We start from the raw sequence: 17,607 nt of genomic DNA, 5'->3' as shown, positions 1-17,607 counted from the left end.
TTGGCAGGCACCCACACGTGACCTGGGTTGGGTGCGGATCAAAGCCGCGTGGCGCTGCCTTGGCCGATCGGTATGCAGGGTGTGCGCATCGCATCGCCTGGAGGAATGAGCGCCCACACAGCAGCAGCGATTCAAAGATAGTGCCGCTGCGCTGTGGCCAACTGCACCGGATGGGAGCTCGAATGTCCCTCGCTATGGCCATGCCCGAGTAGCAAGACATGCAGCATGCTCCTGCGCATCGAGCGCGAGGATCACGACAACTGCAGACACAACGACGCCACCCGAAGGTGGCGCCGTTGTCATGCCATGCTGCGCGTCAGGTCGCGCAGAGCATCCACGTTGACCCCTACTTGCCTGCGGGGGCGTCCGGCACGAACTTGATCAACTGGTTGGCCGTGGCTGCGACGCCGAAGTTGTTGCGTGCATAGCCGGAGCCCCAGTACAGCGCACCGTCCACGATCGATGGTGCGCTCATCACCGAGCCGGTGGCCTTGTAGTTCCACAGCGTGGCGCCGGTGTCGCTGTCCAGGGCCACCATGTTGCCTGCCATCGAGCCGGCAAACAGCAGGTTGGGTGAGACGCTGATCGGTCCCTGGGCACCTGCCGGCACGGCCGGGTTGACCGGGTTGATGCCCGGCGTCTTGACCTGCCACAGGATCCGGCCGGTGGCCGCATCCAACGCTGCCCACGAGCCGCCGTTATGGCTGACGGTATTGCCCGGCGCCAGCGTGTAGGGGGTATTCAAATTGTTGTTGATCCCCACATACACGCGCGATTTGTAGGGGTCGAACGCCGCGCCCCACTCGATGCCGCCGGTGGTGCCACCGGGGCCGACCTGCGTGGACCACACCTTGGCACCGGTCTTGGCGTCGAAGGCCCAATAGATGCCGCTCTTCTGGCCGGCGCCGACCAATTGCTGCAGCTTGCCCTCGCGCTGGACGGAAAACAGGTTGATGCCTGCGCCACCGAAATCGTAGTCGGGCCCGGTCAGATTGGTCGCCTGGGTATTCGGGCACAGGCCATTGGTGGGAGCGAGGATGCAGGACAGGTTCCAGGCGTCATACCCCTGGTTCCGGTTGGCCCAGACCAGCTTGCCGGTGTCCAGATTCAGCGAGACCACCGAGTCGACATAGTTGTCCGGCGCCATGCAGTCGAGTTCATCCTGCACCGTCAGTTCGCTGCCACGGTACGAACGTGCGTTGGACACGCAGTTCCCGACGCTGGCAGGAATGTTGTAGTTGTTGCCAGTGCCGAAGTAGATGCGGCGTGCGATGGGATCGACGGCAACCTGGCCCCATGTCGACGCACCGGTATAGCCCTCGGGAGCGTTGTAGAACTGCCACACCTTCTTGCCGGTAGCGAGGTCCAGTGCCACGACGCTGCCGCGGAACGAGAACCGATGGGTCGGATCAAGACTTTCGTAGTCCCTGGACGACACGCCCAGGTACACGCGGTTTCCGTAGACCACAGGGGACGAGGTGATCTGGGCCTGCGGATTGGTTTCCACCTCGCTCTTCCACAGCAACTTGCCGGTCTTCTTGTCCAGGGCCAGCACGGTGCCGCCAGCCATGTCGCCCAGGATGATGCTCTTGGGGGTAATGGCCGGCGTGGTCCGCGACAGCGACGTGCTCTTGCCGGTGTAGTCGGACAGCTTGGCCTGCCAGTTCGGCTTGCCGGTCTGGGTATCGACGCTGTACAGCGTGCCGCCCCAGTCGGGGACATACAGCGTGCCGCCCTCGATGCTGGGCGTTGCCGAGATGTCGCCGGTGGTGGTCAGGGTCCACGCCGGCTTGAGCGAGGGTACGGTGCTGCGATTGATCTTCCACTCGCCTGGCGCGAAGCGCTGGTTCAAATAACCACCGCCGGCAATCGGCCAACTGGTGGGACTGGCGAAGGGCAGCGCATTGCCGAAGCTGCGCCAGACCTCGCCGGAGCGCGCGAACGCCTGCGTATCCAGCGACGACACGGGTGCCTGCGCGGTTGTGGCGCCAGATTGGGCGAAAGCCACTGCGCTGGCGAGCAGGCAAGGGATGAGCGTCAAACTGCGTAAGCGCAAACGGCGATTGGGATTTGTCATCACGGCGTGTCCATTGATGGAAGGAAGCGCTGGATCCCCCCGGATCTGCTGGATGAAGATCGCCGATTGCGGCGACCGTGCAACACGGCCTGGTCGCTGCATTCAGAGAGTGGTCGGGTCTGCTTGGATCTGGTCGTACCAGCTCGCAAAATTTGCGTTCAATGCGTGCGTTAATCGCACAAATGGTGATGATTCATCACTATTTTGCTTGAGTACGATAGAAAAAATGATTCAGCCAGAAAGCGCCGGATGTCCATGCAAATCAGCGGTTTGCAAAAAGTAACCAGGAAATGTTGCGCCACCTTGTGCGGTGGATCGACCCGGCGGTAAAGCCGCGATCGCTGCGCGCTGCGAGGCGATCTCTGGTGGCGGTGGTGGTGGCATTGCCACGCAGTACTGCACGCGTTGCGCGTTCTGATGCCCACTCCTCTCTGACGATATGAGACTGCTTTCGCGCCGTTGTCACACGTGCCTTGGAGCCCTCGCCGTCGGCGCGCGCCGAATATTCAGGAGTCAAGGAATGGGCGATGCCGCTGTGTCGTCCGCACCCACGGGCTTGGCCCGCATCCTCATCCGGTGCTGCGCGCCATCCTGTTCCCATGTGAGCAGGAGACGCCCGGGCGTACGATGCCGGGCTGCGTTAGCTGGTGCGTCAGGCGTTTTGAGGCGAGGGCGCGGCGTTGTGCATCTCAGTGGGAGCGATCAGCGCCAGCTGCGTGATCGCATCCTGCACCACTTCCGCCACCGTGGCGTCCACATCCACCGACACCACGTCCGCTTCGTCCAGCGGCAGCTCCAGGGTCTGCAGCTGGCTGTCGAGCAGGCTGGGCGGCATGAAGTGGCCGGCGCGTGCGCTCAGGCGTGCGGCAATCACGTGCGGGGCCGCATGCAGGAACACGAAGCGCATCGGTATGCCGCTGCCGCGCAGCAATTGGCGGTGCGTACCGCGTAAACCCGAGAACGCCAGCACCACCGATTCGCCGGCATGCACGCAGTCGCGCAGGGTGGCGGCTAGCAGTTCCACCCAGGGCAGGCGCATGGCATCGGTGAGCGGTTGGCCGGCGGCCATCTGTGCGCGTGCGGCAACGCTGTGGTAGTCGTCGGCATCCAGAAAGCGGTAGCCGTAATGCGCGGCGAGTGCCTGCGCGATGGTGGTCTTGCCGCTGCCCGACACGCCCATCACGACGATGGCCAGGGGCGAAGCGGACGCGGGCGTGGCGGGGACGGCGGTGTCCATCACGTCAGGTTATATCTCCGGATCGATTCGGCATTTGAGCGGATTTCACGTTGGCGGCAGCCGATGCGTGGTGTAGCGTCGGCGCTCCTTGCCAGGTGAGCGGGCACCCAGCGTAACGGCGTGCCCGGCCGGGTACAACGCATGAAGGTCTGCCGATGACGTCACCCCCCGCAACGTCTCCTGCATCGGCGCCCCTGCGCTGGCGCGAAAAGCTCGGCTACGGCGCCGGCGATCTGGGCCTGAATCTTTACTGGGCCAACATCTCGGCGTTTTTGCTGATCTTCTACACCGACACCATGCACCTGCCGGCTGCCGCAGTCGGCACGATGATTTTGTTGACCAAGATCGCCGATGCGATCGCCGACCCGGCCATGGGCGCCATCGCCGACCGCACCCGCAGCCGCTGGGGCAAGTTCCGCCCGTATCTGTTGTGGGGCGCGGTGCCGATGGCAGCGACCGGCGTGCTTGCCTACACCACCCCGGAGCTGGATCAACACGGGCGCATGGTGTGGGCCACGCTCACCTTCCTGGTGATGATGCTGGCCTACACGGTGGTGAGCATTCCGTACTCGGCGTTGTCGGGCGTGATCACCGCCGACAGCAAGCAGCGCACCGGTCTGATCAGCCTGCGCTTCATCGGCGCATTTGCGGGCACCACGCTGGTCAATTACTTCACGATGGACCTGGTGCGCTGGTTCGGCGGCGGCAACGATGCGCTGGGCTGGCAGCGCACGATGATGCTGTATGGCGCCATTGCGGTGGCGCTGTTCGTCGGCGTGGCCCTGACCACGCGCGAACGCGTGCAGCCGCCGCCGCAGCAACGCACGCCGGTACGCCGCGACATCGCCGACCTGTTGCAGAACAAGCCGTGGTGCGTGCTGTTCGTGCTGTCGCTGATCATCATGATCACCATCACCATGCGCGGCGGTGCGGGCGTGTACTACCTCAAATATTACGTGCAGCGCCCGGATCTGGTCGGCTTGTTCCTGGGCTGCTATTCGGTGGCATTGGGCGTCGGCGCGGCAATCACGCCGCTGCTGACCCGGCACTGGGACAAGCGCCAGCTGATGTGCGGGCTGATGGTGATGGTCGGCCTGCTGAGCTGTGCGATGTTCTTCGTGCCCGCCGATGCGGTGTGGGCCATCTTTGCGTTGAACATGCTGATCGGCCTGGCACTGGGGCCGAAGTCGCCGCTGGCGTTTTCGATGTACGCCGACAGCGCCGATTACACCGAATGGCGCACCGGCCGGCGCGCCACCGCGATGACGTTTGCGGCGGCCACGTTTTCGCAGAAGCTTGGCGGCGCGCTCGCCTCGGCCGGCATCGCCTGGGTGCTGGCCGGCATGGGCTATGTGGCCAACAGCGCGCAGTCCACCGGCTCGCTGACCGGCATCGTGCTGCTGCTGACGGTCATCCCCGGCGCAGTGGCGCTGATGGCGGCCTGGACCATGCGTTTCTATCCGCTGGATGACGGCTTGCTGCGCCGCATCCAGCACGAACTGGCCGCGCGCAAGCGCGACGAACCGGAGCACCCCTGACCGTGTCTGCACTGCCCACTGCTGCGTCCGACGATCTGTCCACCTTGCTGGCGCCCAGCGCCGACGGCGCGCGCTACGCGCTCTACAGCCCCACGGCCATGCCCAATGCCGGCGGGTTCCTGTGGAACCGCCGCATGATGTTGCAGCTCACCTGTCGCGGTTATGCCACCGGCCAGTTCATGCAGCCGGAGCCGTCCAAGTACGCGCATGCGCCGGTGCTGGAGGCGCGCAACTTCATGATGCCGGAGCAGCCGTATTACGCGCACCATCCCGGGCGCTTTTTCTATCTCAAGGATGAAGACACTGGCGCGTTGTATTCGGTGCCGCACGAGCCGGTGCGCGCGCAGCCGCAGGCATTCGAATTCTCCGCCGGCAAGCACGATGTGCGCTGGCGCGTGCAGCACGACGACATCGTGGTGGAGCTATGCGTGGCCCTGCCCACCGACGATGCGGTGGAGCTGTGGGAATGCCGCGTACACAACGCTTCCGGGCGTGCGCGCAGGCTGAGCCTGTACGTGTATTTCCCGGTGGGCTACATGTCGTGGATGCATCAATCCGGCGGCTACGAGCCGGCGCTGGGCGGCATCGTCTGCCGTAGCGTGGCGCCGTACCAGAAGGTGGACGACTACTTTCGCCAGCGCGATTTCAAGGACTGCACCTTCCTGCTGCACGAACAACCGCCGGTGGCCTGGGACGCGCAGCAACTGGCGTTCGAAGGCGAAGGCGGGTTGCATGCGCCCTCCGCCATCCAGGCCGAACAACTGGGCAACAGCGAGGCGCATTACGAAACCCCGGCGGCAGCGCTGCAATACCGCCTGCATCTGGAAGCGGATGCGGCGAGCGTGTACCGCTTTGCGTTCGGGCCGGCCAAGGACGATGCAGAAATCGCCGCGCTGCGTGCGCGCTATCTGTCGGAAGCAGGCTTTGCGCAAGCGGCGCGCGAGTATGCGCAGTACCTGCAGGCCGGCCATGGCTGCGTGCAGATCACCACGCCGGATGCGGCGCTGGACAACCTGGTCAACCACTGGTTGCCGCGGCAGGTGTTCTACCACGGCGACGTCAATCGCCTGACCACCGATCCGCAGACGCGCAATTATCTGCAGGACCATATGGGCATGGCCTACCTGCAGCCGGCTACCGCGCGTGCGGCGCTGCTGCATGCGCTGTCGCAGCAGGAACCCAGCGGCGCGATGCCGGACGGCATCCTGCTGGTGGAAGGCGCCGAGCTCAAATACATCAACCAGGTGCCGCATACCGACCACTGCGTGTGGTTGCCGATCTTCCTGAGCGCGTATCTGGCCGAAACCAATGATGCCAGCGTGCTGGAGGCAGTGGTGCGCACGCAGGACGGCCAGGCGCTGAGCGTGGCCGAGCGGCTGGATGCGGCGATGCAGTGGCTGTTGGACGCACGCGATGCACGCGGCTTGAGCTTCATCGCCCAGGGTGACTGGAATGACCCGATGAACATGGTCGGCTGGCGCGGCAAGGGTGTGTCCGGCTGGCTGACCGTGGCCACCGCGTATGCGCTGCGGCTGTGGTCGGACATCTGCGCTGCGCACGGACGCAGCGCGCAGGCGGACAGGTTTGGCCAGGCGGTAGGCGCGGTCAATGCCGACGCGAACCGCGAGCTGTGGGACGGCAACTGGTATGCACGCGGCATCACCGACGATGGTGTGCGCTTCGGCATCGCCGAGGACGTGGAAGGACGCATCTATCTCAATCCGCAGAGTTTCGCGCTGTTGGCCGGCACTGCGGATGCACAGCAACGCGCGGCGCTGCTGGAGGCCGTGCGTGAGCAGCTGCACACCCCGTATGGTCCGGTGATGCTGGCGCCGGCATACACGCACATGCGTGACGACGTGGGGCGGCTGACCCAGAAGTGGCCGGGCGCGGCAGAGAACGGCGCGGTCTACAACCACGCGGTGGCGTTTTATCTGTACAGCCTGTACCAGATCGGCGAGGCCGACCGCGCGTGGGAGATCCTGCGCGCGATGCTGCCGGGCCCGACGCGCGAGGACGTGCTGCAGCGCGGCCATCTGCCGGTGTCGCTGCCCAACTATTACCGCGGTGCCTGGCATCAGTATCCGCGCACCGCCGGGCGGTCGAGCCAGTTGTTCAACACCGGCACGGTGGCCTGGGTATATCGCTGCGTGCTGGAAGGTCTGTTCGGGTTGGTCGGCGAGGGCGATGCGCTGGCGATCCGTCCGCAGCTGCCGTCGCACTGGCCGCAGGCGCAGGTCACGCGCCAGTTCCGGGGGGCGCAGTTCGAGGTGCAGCTGCAGCGCGAAGCCGGACGCGTGGCGACGGAGGTGCTGGTGGATGGCGTGGTCAGCGCGGACCAGCGCGTGCACGCGGTGACCGCCGGCCGGGTGTATCGGGTGCAGGTGCGGCTGCCGGGCTGAGCGCCCCTCACCCGCCCTCCGGGCACCCTCTCCCGCAGGCGGGAGAGGGGAGCGGCCAACACCGGGTGGCCACTGCATCATCGGCTGATCGCGACAACGGCGCAGCGTCGCCCGACCGTAACGATGCATCTTCGCCGACCGTAACGGTGCATGCCGCCCGGCCGTAACAGTGCATGTCGCCCGACCGTGCACGCTCTGGTCAGCCATGAGGCAGACGCCCCCCTGCCGGCTGCCTGACCTGGTGGGCCGGAGATGCGACAGGCGATTGCATGGCACACCGCACTGCGGTCCCTTCTCCCGCCTGCGGGGGAAGGTGCCCGAAGGGCGGATGGGGGGCGTCTGACCTTCAGCCCGATGCCCCTGACCAGCTTGGTGGGCCGGAGATGCAACAGCCAGTGCATGGCAGACCGCAACCGCGTTCCCTTCTCCCGCCTGCGGGGGAAGGTGCCCGAAGGGCGGATGGGGGGCGTCTGACCTTCAGCCCGATGCCTCTGGTCAGGGGCTGATTCAAGCGCGGCGTCCCGGCAGCGCGCAGGCGTGCAACGCCTACATTACGGCGCCATGCCTCCTGCAAGACGGCAGGAACTGCCAGAGGTGGCCGTAGGGCTTCGCCCTCCACCAAACAGTCCGGCACGATTCCCCAATCCCCAATCCCCAATCCCACTGCGTAAACTGCCAGGCTCGCATCGCGCCGCCTAGGAACGCCCCTTGGTATCAAGCTGGATCCTGCTGCTGGTCTCCGTGGGCTACGCCGCGTTGCTGTTCGGCGTGGCGTGGTGGGGCGACCGCCGGCCGATGTATCCGGAGCGGCCATGGCTGCGGCCTGCGGTCTATAGCCTGGCACTGGCGGTGTACTGCTCGTCGTGGACCTTCTACGGCGCAGTCGGCTCGGCGGTGCGCAACGGCATCGGTTATCTGCCGATCTATCTGGGGCCGTTGCTCTTGCTGCTGTTCGGCTGGCGCATCATCGAGCGGCTGGCGCTGATCGCACGCGCCGAAAACACCGTGTCCATCGCCGATTTCATTTCCTCGCGCTATGGCCGCTCGCGGCGGCTGGCGGCGTTGGTGGCGGTGATCGCGCTGGTCGGCATCGTGCCGTACCTGGCGCTGCAGTACAAAGCGGTGGCAATGAGTCTGGAGGTGCTGACCGGGCATAGCAGCGCCGGGCGCGGCATCTTCGCCGACCCGGCGTTGTATGTGGCGCTGTTGATGGCCTTGTTCGCCACCTTGTTCGGCACCCGCCAGGTGGATGCCACCGAGCACCATCACGGCATGATGCTGGCCATCGCGCTGGAGTCGGTGATCAAGCTGATCGCCATCGTGGCGGTGGGCCTGTTTGCCTGGCTGTGGTTGAGCGACCACCAGCTGCATATCGCCGATTCGGCGCGCACCCTGTTCGAGCACACGCCATCGGTGGGGTTCATTTCGCAGACGCTGCTGAGCTTTCTGGCGGTGATCTGCCTGCCGCGGCAGTTCCACGTGGCGGTGGTCGAATGCAGCGATGTCGGCGATATCCGCCGCGCGCGCTGGTTGTTCGGTGCGTACCTGGTGATCATCTCGGCGATGGTGGTGCCGATCGCCTCGGCCGGCATCGCGCTGTTCGGCAAGGGCAGTGCGGTGGTGGACGATGCGGTGGTGCTGGCGCTGCCGCTGAGCCAGGGCAATACGGTGCTGGCGTTGGTGGCCTACGTCGGTGGTTTTTCGGCCGCCACCGGCATGGTGATCGTGGCCAGCATCGCCCTGGCCACCATGGTCAGCAACGATCTGGTGATGCCGGTGCTGCTGCGCCGCCGCGTCAGCGCCAACGCGCGTGCGGCAGTGGCCTCGCGCGTGCTGTGGATCCGCCGCGTCGCCATTTTGCTGCTGGCGCTGGTCGCCTATGGCTATCACCGCAGCGTGGCCAACGACACCACGCTGGCCGCGTATGGCTTGATGGCGTTTGCGGCGGTGGCGCAGTTTGCGCCGGGCGTGATCGGCGGGTTGTACTGGCGCGGCGCCAGCCGCAAGGGCGTCGAAACCGGCATGGTGCTCGGCTTCATGACCTGGATCTATACGCTGCTGCTGCCGGCCGCCACGCGTGCGGGCTGGTTGCAGCCGGAGTGGTTGGTGGACGGGCCATTCGGCATTGCGTGGCTGCAGCCGCAGCAGTTGTTCGGCATGCGCGGCTGGGACCCGCTGGCGCACGGCACCTTCTGGTCGTTGCTGATCAACGTCGGTGCGATGATGCTGGTCTCGGCGCGTTGGCGCCCCGGGGTGGACGAGCGGCTGCGTGCCGCGCCCTTCCTGGACCCGTATGCGCAGCGTCCGGCGGTGGCCGGCGAATGGCCGGGGCATGTGCGGGTGGGCGACCTGCAGGCATTGGCCGAGCGCGTGGTGGGCGAGCGGCATGCGCGCCGTGCGTTCGTGGAGCAGGCGCAGTTGCTGGAGCGCGAGCTGCAGCCGACCGTGGTGGCCGACCGCGCCTGGGTGCAGTTCACCGAGCGCCTGCTGGCAGCCTCCATCGGTGCGGCGTCCGCGCGGCTGGTGCTGACCAGCCTGTTGCGCGGTTCGGGCATGGAGCTGGGTGAAGTGGTGGCGGTGCTGGACGAGGCCGGCCAGGAGCTGCGCTTCAACCGCGAGATCCTGTCCACCACGCTGGAAAACATCAGTGCCGCAGTCAGCGTGGTCGACCCGGACATGCGCCTGACCGCGTGGAATCGGCGCTACCAGCAGCTGTTCGGGTACCCCGACGGCATGCTGTACGTCGGCCGCCCGGTGGCCGACCTGATCCGCTACAACGCCGAGCGTGGCGAGCTGGGCGAGGGCGATATCGAAGACCAGATCGACCGCCGTATCCGCCACATGCGTGCCGGCTCGCCGCATGTGTTCGAGCGCACCCGCAGCGACGGCAAGGTGATCGAGATGCGTGGCCAGGCGCTGCCCGGCGGCGGCTATGTCACCAGCTACAACGACATCACCGACTACAAGCGCGCCGAGCGCGCGCTGCTGGACGCCAACGAGAACCTGGAACAGCGCGTGGCCGATCGCTCGCGCGAGGCCGAGCTGGCGCAGCAATCTAAGACCCGCTTTCTGGCCGCCATCAGCCACGACGTGTTGCAGCCGCTCAACGCCGCACGCCTGTTCGCCTCCGCGCTGCGCGAGAGCCACCAGAACAACGAAGAACAACGCCATCTGGCCGAGCGCGTGGACGCCTCGCTGCGTGCGGCCGAAGAACTGCTCGATGGTTTGCTCGATGTCTCGCGGCTGGATGCCGGTGGCCTGCGGCCAACGGTGGAGGATTTCGATGCCAGCGCACTGATGCACGAACTGGCTGCGCAGTACGCACCGGTGGCCGCCAGCCGTGGCCTGCGCCTGCAGGTGCACAGCCGCATGATCTGGGTGCGTAGCGACCGCCGGCTGCTGCGCCGGGTGATGCAGAATTTCCTGGCCAACGCGCTGCGTTACACGCGCCAGGGGCGCATCGTGCTGGGCATGCGCGGGCGCGGGCAGCAGGTGGAGCTGCAGGTGTGGGACACCGGCCCGGGCATTCCGGAACATCACATGCGGCAGATCTTCGAAGAGTTCCGCCGCTACCAGCAGCCGTTCGATTGGGGCGAGCAGGGCCTGGGATTGGGCTTGTCGATCTGCCAACGCATCTCGCGCCTGCTCGACCACGACTTGAGCGCACGCAGCCAGGTCGGCCGCGGCAGCATGTTCTCGATCCTGCTGCCGCGCGTGGCGGCGGTTCCGGTGGCGCCGCTGTTGCCGGTGCCGGCCACGCGCGCGTTGCCCAGTGGCGATTCATTGGCCGGCTTGCGCGTGCTGTGCGTGGACAACGACCGCGAAATCCTCGACGGCATGCGCGCGCTGCTTGGCCGCTGGCAGGTGGAAGTCATCACCGCCAGTACCGTCGATCAGGCGCTGGAGCGTGCGCGCGAACAACCGGACCTGATGCTGGTGGACTATCACCTGCACGACCGCCTGGATGGCCTGGACACGCTCGACGCCGTGCAGGCCGCGGCAACCGCGCCGATTGCCGGCGCCTTGCTCACCGCCGACGGCCGCGACGAGCTCAAACAGCTTGCGCGCGAACGCGGCTACCGCCTGCTGACCAAGCCGGTGAAACCGGCCTCGCTGCGCGCGTTTTTGAGTGCGTATCACGACGCGAAAACGCGCTGACGGGTACATCCCTGCCATCACCGCGACATGCGGCGATGCAGTCGGCATCGAGTAAACATCCCACGATGCCGATCGCGCGGAGCGCATGCCATGCATCGTAGGAGCGCACCTGGGCGCGACGGGGCTTTCCCGGTAATGCCCGTCGCGCCCGGGTGCGCTCCTACGACAACTGCCTGCGCTTATGCCGCGCCGCTGAGGTGCTCGTAGAGGATCACGCTGCCAACGATCACCAGGATCACGCCGCCGAGGATCTCGGCGCGCTTGCCGATCAAGGCGCCCAGTGCACGCCCCAGCATGATGCCGGCGGTGACCATGCTGAAGGTGCACAGGCCCACCACCACCGCCACCACGCCGATGTGCACGTCGAGAAATGCCAGGCTGACGCCGACTGCCATCGCGTCGATGCTGGTGGCAAAGCCGGTGGTGGCCAAGGCCAGCAAGCCGTGCCGCTTCGGCGTCTGGGAGGCTGCGTCTTCGGCATCGTCCGGTTCGTTGCGCAGGCCGGCCACGATCATGTGCACGCCCAACGCGCCCAACAGGCCGAAGGCGATCCAGTGATCGAAGGCCTGCAGGTGGCTGGAGGCGGCACGGCCCAGCAGCCAGCCGATCACCGGGGTGATGGCTTCGATGCAGCCGAAGACCAGGCCGGCGCGCAATGCATCACGCCACTGCGGCTTGCGCATCGCCGCGCCCTTGCCGATGGCGGCGGCAAAGGCATCGGTGGACATCGCAAAACCGATCAACACAATGGAAACGGGAGACATCGACACGCTCGGGTTGGGCACGTTCACAACGGCATGCGCCCGCGCCAACCATCGTCAGGCACGCATGTCGTTGGTCTCGCCAAACCACACTGGTTGCCTGCACCACGGCGCAACGGCCGAGGATGTTGATGCAGGCGCTTTCGATGGACGAAAGCAGGCTACTCCCCAAGGGGCGCGCAGTGTAACAACGCAAAATGCGCTTTCGGGCGTTTTGCCCGCACGCGAAGGTCGGTCTGATCTTTATAGCCTTGGCTATCGTAGCGGCCGCTATGCTGGCTTCCTGCGGGAAATCACGCTGCTCGCCACTGCACGGAACAGCCGCGTCGAGCACCGCGGAGGCGCTGCCCAGGCCACTGCAACGGACAGCCGCGTCGATCTGCCGCAGTCGCAGCTGAGGTGCGTGCAATCACGGTCGTTCGAGTGCCATCGCAGGTCCACGCGGCATTGCCCCGTCTTGTCGGTCACCCCATCGCCGGTGATCGCGCACGTGCGACATCGCCCCAAGCGCCAAGCCCGCTCTGGCCCCGATTCACCCGCCCAATGCACGTGGCGGGTGATACATCAGCGCATCGGAAATCTCGGCGGTTGCCGTACACAGGGCTTGCAGCGCTGCGCGCGCGTTGACCAGCTCCGGGCGACGTTCGATGAAGGGCACCGTCAGCGTGTAGGTGGCGCTGCCGTGCTGCAGGATCGGGGCGGTGAGGTCGATCACGCCGACGACCGCTTCGCTGGCATGCATCGCATAGCCATCGCGACGTGTTTGCTGCGCGTCCTTCAGGAACTGCACGCGGTCGTAGGCAACCGCGCTGGCGTCCAGCGCCTCCAGCCAGCGCGCCTGCACATCGGCTTGCTGAAACGCGAACAGCACCAGGCCGGACGTGGAGTGGGCCAGCGGGCGACGATGTCCCGGGCGCACCACCAGGCCCAGGTCGCTGGGCACATCCATCTGTGCGATCACCACGATCTGGTCGCCCGACGGCGCCACCAGATGGCAGGGCTGGCAGATCGCATCGGCCAGGCGCCGCATCACCGGCAGCGCGGCTTCGGTGACGTTCTGTACCTGCGGCTGCTGCATGCCGAGCATGAACAGCCGGTTGGTCAGCACATAGTCGCCCTCGGCGTCGCGCATCAGGTAGCCGCGTTCTTCCAGCACCTGCAGCATGCGGAAGATCTCCCCGCGCGAGCGCCCCACACCCTGCGAGATCGCCCCCATGCTCATCGGCCGCGCGTCACGCGCCAGCAGCTCCAGGATGTCCAGGCCCTTGTCCAGGGCCGGCGCGCGGTACTTGGCGGGTTCGGTGCTCATCCGTTTGCGGTTCCAGGGCAGGGTGCGGCGCGCCAGGGTACAGGCATCGCGGGCACGGGTCAGTGGGATGCTGTGCGTGCAAATATAAACAAAGATTTTATATTTGCATGGCGTTGGCGTGCGCAGTACGCTCGCTGGATTGCAACGCAAGCGCCACAGCCTTGGGAGGGGATCGGTCGCATGCATCACAGTGACATTGCCGCGTCACCGCGCGGCAACCTGGCGCGTACCGCCATGGTTCCCCTGTTGTTGATCGTCAGCCTGTTCTTTTTATGGGGCATGGCCAACAACCTCAACGACATCCTGATCAAGCAGTTCAAGAAGGCCTTCGAACTGACCGACCTGCAGGCCGGGCTGGTGCAGAGCGCCTTTTACATGGGCTATTTCGTGTTCGCGATGCCGGCGGCGATGTTCATGCGCCGCTATAGCTACAAGGCTGCGGTGGTGCTGGGCCTGCTGCTGTATGCGTGCGGTGCGTTTCTGTTCTATCCGGCTGCGCAGGTGCATACCTACTGGCTGTTCCTGTTGGCCTTGTTCGTGATTGCCAGTGGCCTGGCGTTTCTGGAAACCACCGCCAATCCGCTGGTGACCGTGCTGGGGCCCGCCGACGGCGCGGCGCGACGGTTGAACCTTGCGCAGGCGTTCAACCCGCTAGGCTCGATCACCGGCGTGCTGGTGGGCCAGCACTTCATCTTCTCCGGCGTGGAGCACAGCCCGGCCGAGCTGGCAGCGATGGCGCCGGCCGCGCGCGAGGCGTTCTTCGCCACCGAATCGGCCGCCGTGCAGATGCCGTACCTGATCATCGGTGTGGTGGTGGTGCTGTGGGCGATCCTGATCGCGCTGGTGCGCTTCCCCACCGGCGCACCGGAGGCGACCCCCGGCGAAGCACCCAGGCGCGCCCGCTTTGGCGAGTTGCTGCGTAACCGGCTGTTCGTGTTTTCGGTGGTGGCGCAGTTCTTTTACGTAGGCGCGCAGGTTGGTATCTGGAGCTACCTGATCCGCTATCTGCAGGATGCCGTGCCGGGCACGCCGGAAAAAACTGCAGCGACCTATCTGACCATCTCGCTGGTGCTGTTCATGGCCGGGCGGTTCGTGGGCACCGCGCTGCTGCGGTATCTGGCGCCGGCCAAATTGCTGGCCAGTTTTGCCACGATCAATTTGGTGCTGTGCGCAGTGGCTATCGTGCTGCCGGGCTGGACCGGGCTGTACGCACTGGTGGCCGCCAGCGTGTTCATGTCGGTGATGTTCCCGACCATCTTCGCGCTGGGGCTGGACGGCATGCATGACGACGCACGCAAGTTGGGGTCGTCGTTGCTGGTGATGTCCATCATCGGCGGCGCGTTGCTCACCGCGGTGATGGGCGGGGTGTCGGACATGGCCGGCATCCATTGGGCGATGGTGGTGCCGGGCGCATGCTTTGCGGTGATCTTGTTGTTCGCGCTGCGTGCCCGTCGCGCGGCGCCCGTGATTGCAGGAGCCTGAGCATGCCGCGTCTTTGCTATGTGCTGGACCTGCACGACGATGCGGCGCTGATCGCCGAGTACGAGCGCTGGCATCGGCCCGATGCGGTGTGGCCGGAGGTCGTGGCCTCGCTGCAGCAGGCCGGCATCCGTGAGCTGGAGATCTTTCGCAGTGGCGACCGGCTGGTGATGCTGATGGAGGTCGGCGAAGACTACGACCCGTCGGCCAAGGCGGCGCGCGATGCGGGTGATCCGCGAATTCAAGCCTGGGAAGACCTGATGTGGCGGTTCCAGAAACCGCTGCCGGGCAGCGCGCCTGGGGAGAAATGGCGCGAGGCGGGGCGGATCTTTGCGTTGAGCGAGGCAATCCAGGCGAAGCGCTAAGCCCGCGCCCTCATCCGCCCTGCGGGCACCTTCTCCCGCAGGCGGGAGAAGGGCGTGCTCGGCGTTGGCACCGGGGCGGTGGTGTGTCTGTGCCATGCACCCCCATCTGCTTGGTGTCTGTAGTGGGCTGCGTGTCAGCCGTTCGTTGTTCCGTGCGCTGAGCCCGCGCCCTCATCCGCCCTGCGGGCACCTTCTCCCGCAGGCGGGAGAAGGGTGAGCTCGGGGGTGGCACCGGGGCGGTGGTGTGTCTGCGCCATGCACTCCCATCTGTTTGGTGTCTGTAGTGGGCGCGTGTCAGCCGCTCGTTGTTCCGTGCGCTGAGCCCGCGCCCTCATCCGCCCTGCGGGCACCTTCTCCCGCAGGCGGGAGAAGGGCGAGCTCGGCGTTGGCACCGGGGCGGTGGTGTGTCTGTGCCATGCACCCCCATCTGCTTGGTGTCTGTAGTGAGCTGCGTGTCAGCCGCTCGTTGTTCCGCCAGGCCCAAGACCTGGCCCCAGAAGTGCCGACCGCAGCGCAGAGCCTGCTGAATCACCATCCCGCCCGGCCATGGCCGGCCTGCGCGCCCCCAGCCCTCCGGCCGCTGCTTCCTTCTCCCGCGCGCGGGAGAAGGTGCCCGAAGGGCGGATGAGGGGCCGTAGCCTCAGCCTTTCGCGCTGGCAGCCAGATCTTCGACCCAGAAGCGTCCCTCGGGGTAGCTGAATTCTGCAATCGAAGCAGCGTGCATTTCCGCGGAAAACCCAGGCGCTTCCGGGGCCAGATAACGGCCGTGCTGGATGCGCACCGGGTCCAGGAAGTGCTGGTGCAGATGGTCGACGAATTCGATCGCGCGGTCTTCCATCCGGCCGGTGATGGCGACGAAATCGGCCATCGCCAGATGTTGCACCAGCTCGCACAGACCCACACCGCCGGCGTGCGGAAACACGCGCACATTGAACTTGGCAGCCAGCAGCAGGATGGCGAGGTTTTCGTTGACGCCGCCGACGCGTGCGGCGTCAATCTGGATCAGGTCCACCGCGCCGGCCTGCAGCAGCTGCTTGAACACCACACGGTTCTGCGTGTGTTCGCCGGTGGACACCGGCACCGGGGTGATGCCCTGGCGGATGGCGGCGTGGCCGAGCACGTCGTCCGGGCTGGTGGGTTCCTCGATCCAGGCGATGTCGAATTCGGCCAGTTGGCGCATCCAGTCAATTGCCGGGCCCACGTCCCAACGTTGATTGGCATCGACCGCCATTGCGATGTCCGGGCCGATCGCTTCGCGCGCCAGGCGGCAGCGGCGGATGTCGTCCTGCACGTTGGCGCCGACCTTGAGCTTGATGGTGCGGAAGCCATCGGCCACCGCTTCCTTGGCCAGCCGCACCAGCTTTTCGTCGGAGTAGCCGAGCCAGCCGGGCGAGGTGGTGTAGGCCGGGTAGCCTTGTTCGATCAATTGCGCGATGCGTTGCGCACGCTGCGGCTGTGCAGCGCGCAGGATGGCCAGCGCTTCGTCGCGGGTGAGTGCGTCGGTGAGGTAGCGGAAGTCGATGGTGTCGACCAGCTGCTCGGGCGTGAGTTCGGCGATGTAGCGCCACAGCGGTTTTTTCGCGGCACGTGCAGCCAGGTCCCAGGCGGCATTGATCACTGCGCCGATGGCCATGTGCATGACGCCCTTTTCCGGGCCCAGCCAGCGCAGCTGCGAATCGTTGGTGAGCCGGCGCGCGAACGCGCCGAGGTCGGCGATGACCTCTTCCACGCGCAGGCCGACCACGTGTTCGGTCAGTGCGGCCACCGCAGCGGTCTGCACATCGTTGCCGCGGCCGATGGTAAATACCAGGCCGTAGCCGGCCAGGTCGTCCGGCGCATCGGTGCGCAGCACGACATAGGCGGCGGAGTAATCCGGATCCGGATTCATCGCGTCCGACCCATCGAGCTCGCGCGAAGTGGGGAAGCGGACGTCGTAGGTCTCGAGGGCAATGATGGTGCTCATGAAAGTCCTGGCGATGGCAAGCGGGAAGTGAAAACGCACGGAAAACAGATGGGTGAAAGAACGAAGGGTCAAGAAACGACAGCAGCGAAGTGCGCTTGAGCCCCTCTCCCACCGGGAGAGGGGTTGGGGCGAGGGTACGAACGCGTAGCGCTGGGGGTGTTGAGGCGCTGCAGTGACGTAGGCATTTGCAACTCAGCCCAATGAACCTATTGCACGACCAACTGCATTTTGCGATCGGCGCGCTACAACGTTTAGACACTTAACGCGGCAGCAAACTCCGTGAGAGCAACGTGCGTGTGATGCGTGAGCACGAGCGTC

10 protein-coding genes and 1 riboswitch are annotated in these 17,607 nt (G+C 66.0%); of the genes, 5 read left to right on the top strand and 5 right to left on the bottom strand.

What is annotated here, in order from left to right:
* Nucleotides 1-346: 346 nt before the first annotated feature.
* Both ABQZ09_RS17925 and ABQZ09_RS17920 read right to left on the bottom strand, forming a co-directional pair.
* On the bottom strand, nucleotides 347-2,077 hold the full coding sequence (locus tag ABQZ09_RS17925) for an outer membrane protein assembly factor BamB family protein (RefSeq protein ID WP_349777542.1): 1,731 nt from the start codon (nucleotides 2,075-2,077) through the stop codon (nucleotides 347-349).
* A gap of 652 nt (nucleotides 2,078-2,729) precedes the next feature.
* A complete protein-coding gene (locus tag ABQZ09_RS17920) occupies nucleotides 2,730-3,314 on the bottom strand; it encodes a gluconokinase (RefSeq protein ID WP_349777541.1) in 585 nt (194 codons plus the stop codon).
* Between the two features lie 155 nt (nucleotides 3,315-3,469).
* Between ABQZ09_RS17920 and ABQZ09_RS17915 the strand changes: the two genes are divergently transcribed.
* The 3 genes from ABQZ09_RS17915 to ABQZ09_RS17905 all read left to right on the top strand — a co-directional run bounded on the left by ABQZ09_RS17915 (nucleotide 3,470) and on the right by ABQZ09_RS17905 (nucleotide 11,412).
* The gene (locus ABQZ09_RS17915) at nucleotides 3,470-4,852 is read left to right on the top strand and encodes an MFS transporter (RefSeq protein WP_349777540.1); all 1,383 of its coding nucleotides are present in this window, start codon (nucleotides 3,470-3,472) and stop codon (nucleotides 4,850-4,852) included.
* A 2-nt stretch (nucleotides 4,853-4,854) separates the two neighbouring features.
* Nucleotides 4,855-7,254 (top strand): GH36-type glycosyl hydrolase domain-containing protein, encoded by a 2,400-nt coding sequence (locus ABQZ09_RS17910; RefSeq protein WP_349777539.1) that lies wholly within the window; start codon nucleotides 4,855-4,857, stop codon nucleotides 7,252-7,254.
* Nucleotides 7,255-7,962: 708 nt separating this feature from the next.
* Complete coding sequence (locus ABQZ09_RS17905; protein ID WP_349777538.1) at nucleotides 7,963-11,412, top strand: NahK/ErcS family hybrid sensor histidine kinase/response regulator; 3,450 nt, start codon at nucleotides 7,963-7,965, stop codon at nucleotides 11,410-11,412.
* A 179-nt stretch (nucleotides 11,413-11,591) separates the two neighbouring features.
* On the opposite strand, the gene ABQZ09_RS17900 is transcribed toward ABQZ09_RS17905, so the two are convergent.
* On the bottom strand, nucleotides 11,592-12,176 hold the full coding sequence (locus tag ABQZ09_RS17900; RefSeq protein ID WP_039414746.1) for a manganese efflux pump MntP: 585 nt from the start codon (nucleotides 12,174-12,176) through the stop codon (nucleotides 11,592-11,594).
* A gap of 12 nt (nucleotides 12,177-12,188) precedes the next feature.
* A riboswitch (yybP-ykoY riboswitch) is annotated at nucleotides 12,189-12,349 on the bottom strand.
* A 356-nt stretch (nucleotides 12,350-12,705) separates the two neighbouring features.
* Nucleotides 12,706-13,482, bottom strand: a complete 777-nt coding sequence (locus ABQZ09_RS17895) for an IclR family transcriptional regulator (RefSeq protein ID WP_349777537.1) — start codon at nucleotides 13,480-13,482, stop codon at nucleotides 12,706-12,708.
* 180 nt (nucleotides 13,483-13,662) lie between these two features.
* Between ABQZ09_RS17895 and fucP the strand changes: the two genes are divergently transcribed.
* Together fucP and ABQZ09_RS17885 are read left to right on the top strand one after the other, a co-directional pair.
* A complete protein-coding gene (gene fucP / locus ABQZ09_RS17890) occupies nucleotides 13,663-14,964 on the top strand; it encodes an L-fucose:H+ symporter permease (protein WP_349777536.1) in 1,302 nt (433 codons plus the stop codon).
* 2 nt (nucleotides 14,965-14,966) lie between these two features.
* A complete protein-coding gene (locus ABQZ09_RS17885; protein ID WP_349777535.1) occupies nucleotides 14,967-15,326 on the top strand; it encodes an L-fucose mutarotase in 360 nt (119 codons plus the stop codon).
* A gap of 640 nt (nucleotides 15,327-15,966) precedes the next feature.
* Here the strand turns inward: ABQZ09_RS17885 and ABQZ09_RS17880 are convergent.
* Nucleotides 15,967-17,289 (bottom strand): L-fuconate dehydratase, encoded by a 1,323-nt coding sequence (locus ABQZ09_RS17880; protein ID WP_349777534.1) that lies wholly within the window; start codon nucleotides 17,287-17,289, stop codon nucleotides 15,967-15,969.
* Between the last annotated feature and the right edge of the window lie 318 nt (nucleotides 17,290-17,607).

This window comes from Xanthomonas sp. WHRI 6106 (assembly GCF_040202405.1).
GTDB lineage: Bacteria > Pseudomonadota > Gammaproteobacteria > Xanthomonadales > Xanthomonadaceae > Xanthomonas > Xanthomonas cannabis.
Note: the sequence above shows the minus strand (reverse complement) of the source record. Positions and strands in the feature narration are given on the sequence as shown.

What these genes read in the sequence shown, in the direction of transcription:
- ABQZ09_RS17925 (WP_349777542.1), bottom strand. Translation starts at nt 2,077, where the DNA reads ATGACAAATCCCAATCGCCGTTTGCGCTTACGCAGTTTGACGCTCATC.
- ABQZ09_RS17920 (WP_349777541.1), bottom strand. Translation starts at nt 3,314, where the DNA reads ATGGACACCGCCGTCCCCGCCACGCCCGCGTCCGCTTCGCCCCTGGCC.
- ABQZ09_RS17915 (WP_349777540.1), top strand. Translation starts at nt 3,470, where the DNA reads ATGACGTCACCCCCCGCAACGTCTCCTGCATCGGCGCCCCTGCGCTGG.
- ABQZ09_RS17900 (WP_039414746.1), bottom strand. Translation starts at nt 12,176, where the DNA reads ATGTCTCCCGTTTCCATTGTGTTGATCGGTTTTGCGATGTCCACCGAT.
- ABQZ09_RS17895 (WP_349777537.1), bottom strand. Translation starts at nt 13,482, where the DNA reads ATGAGCACCGAACCCGCCAAGTACCGCGCGCCGGCCCTGGACAAGGGC.
- fucP (WP_349777536.1), top strand. Translation starts at nt 13,663, where the DNA reads ATGCATCACAGTGACATTGCCGCGTCACCGCGCGGCAACCTGGCGCGT.
- ABQZ09_RS17885 (WP_349777535.1), top strand. Translation starts at nt 14,967, where the DNA reads ATGCCGCGTCTTTGCTATGTGCTGGACCTGCACGACGATGCGGCGCTG.
- ABQZ09_RS17880 (WP_349777534.1), bottom strand. Translation starts at nt 17,289, where the DNA reads ATGAGCACCATCATTGCCCTCGAGACCTACGACGTCCGCTTCCCCACT.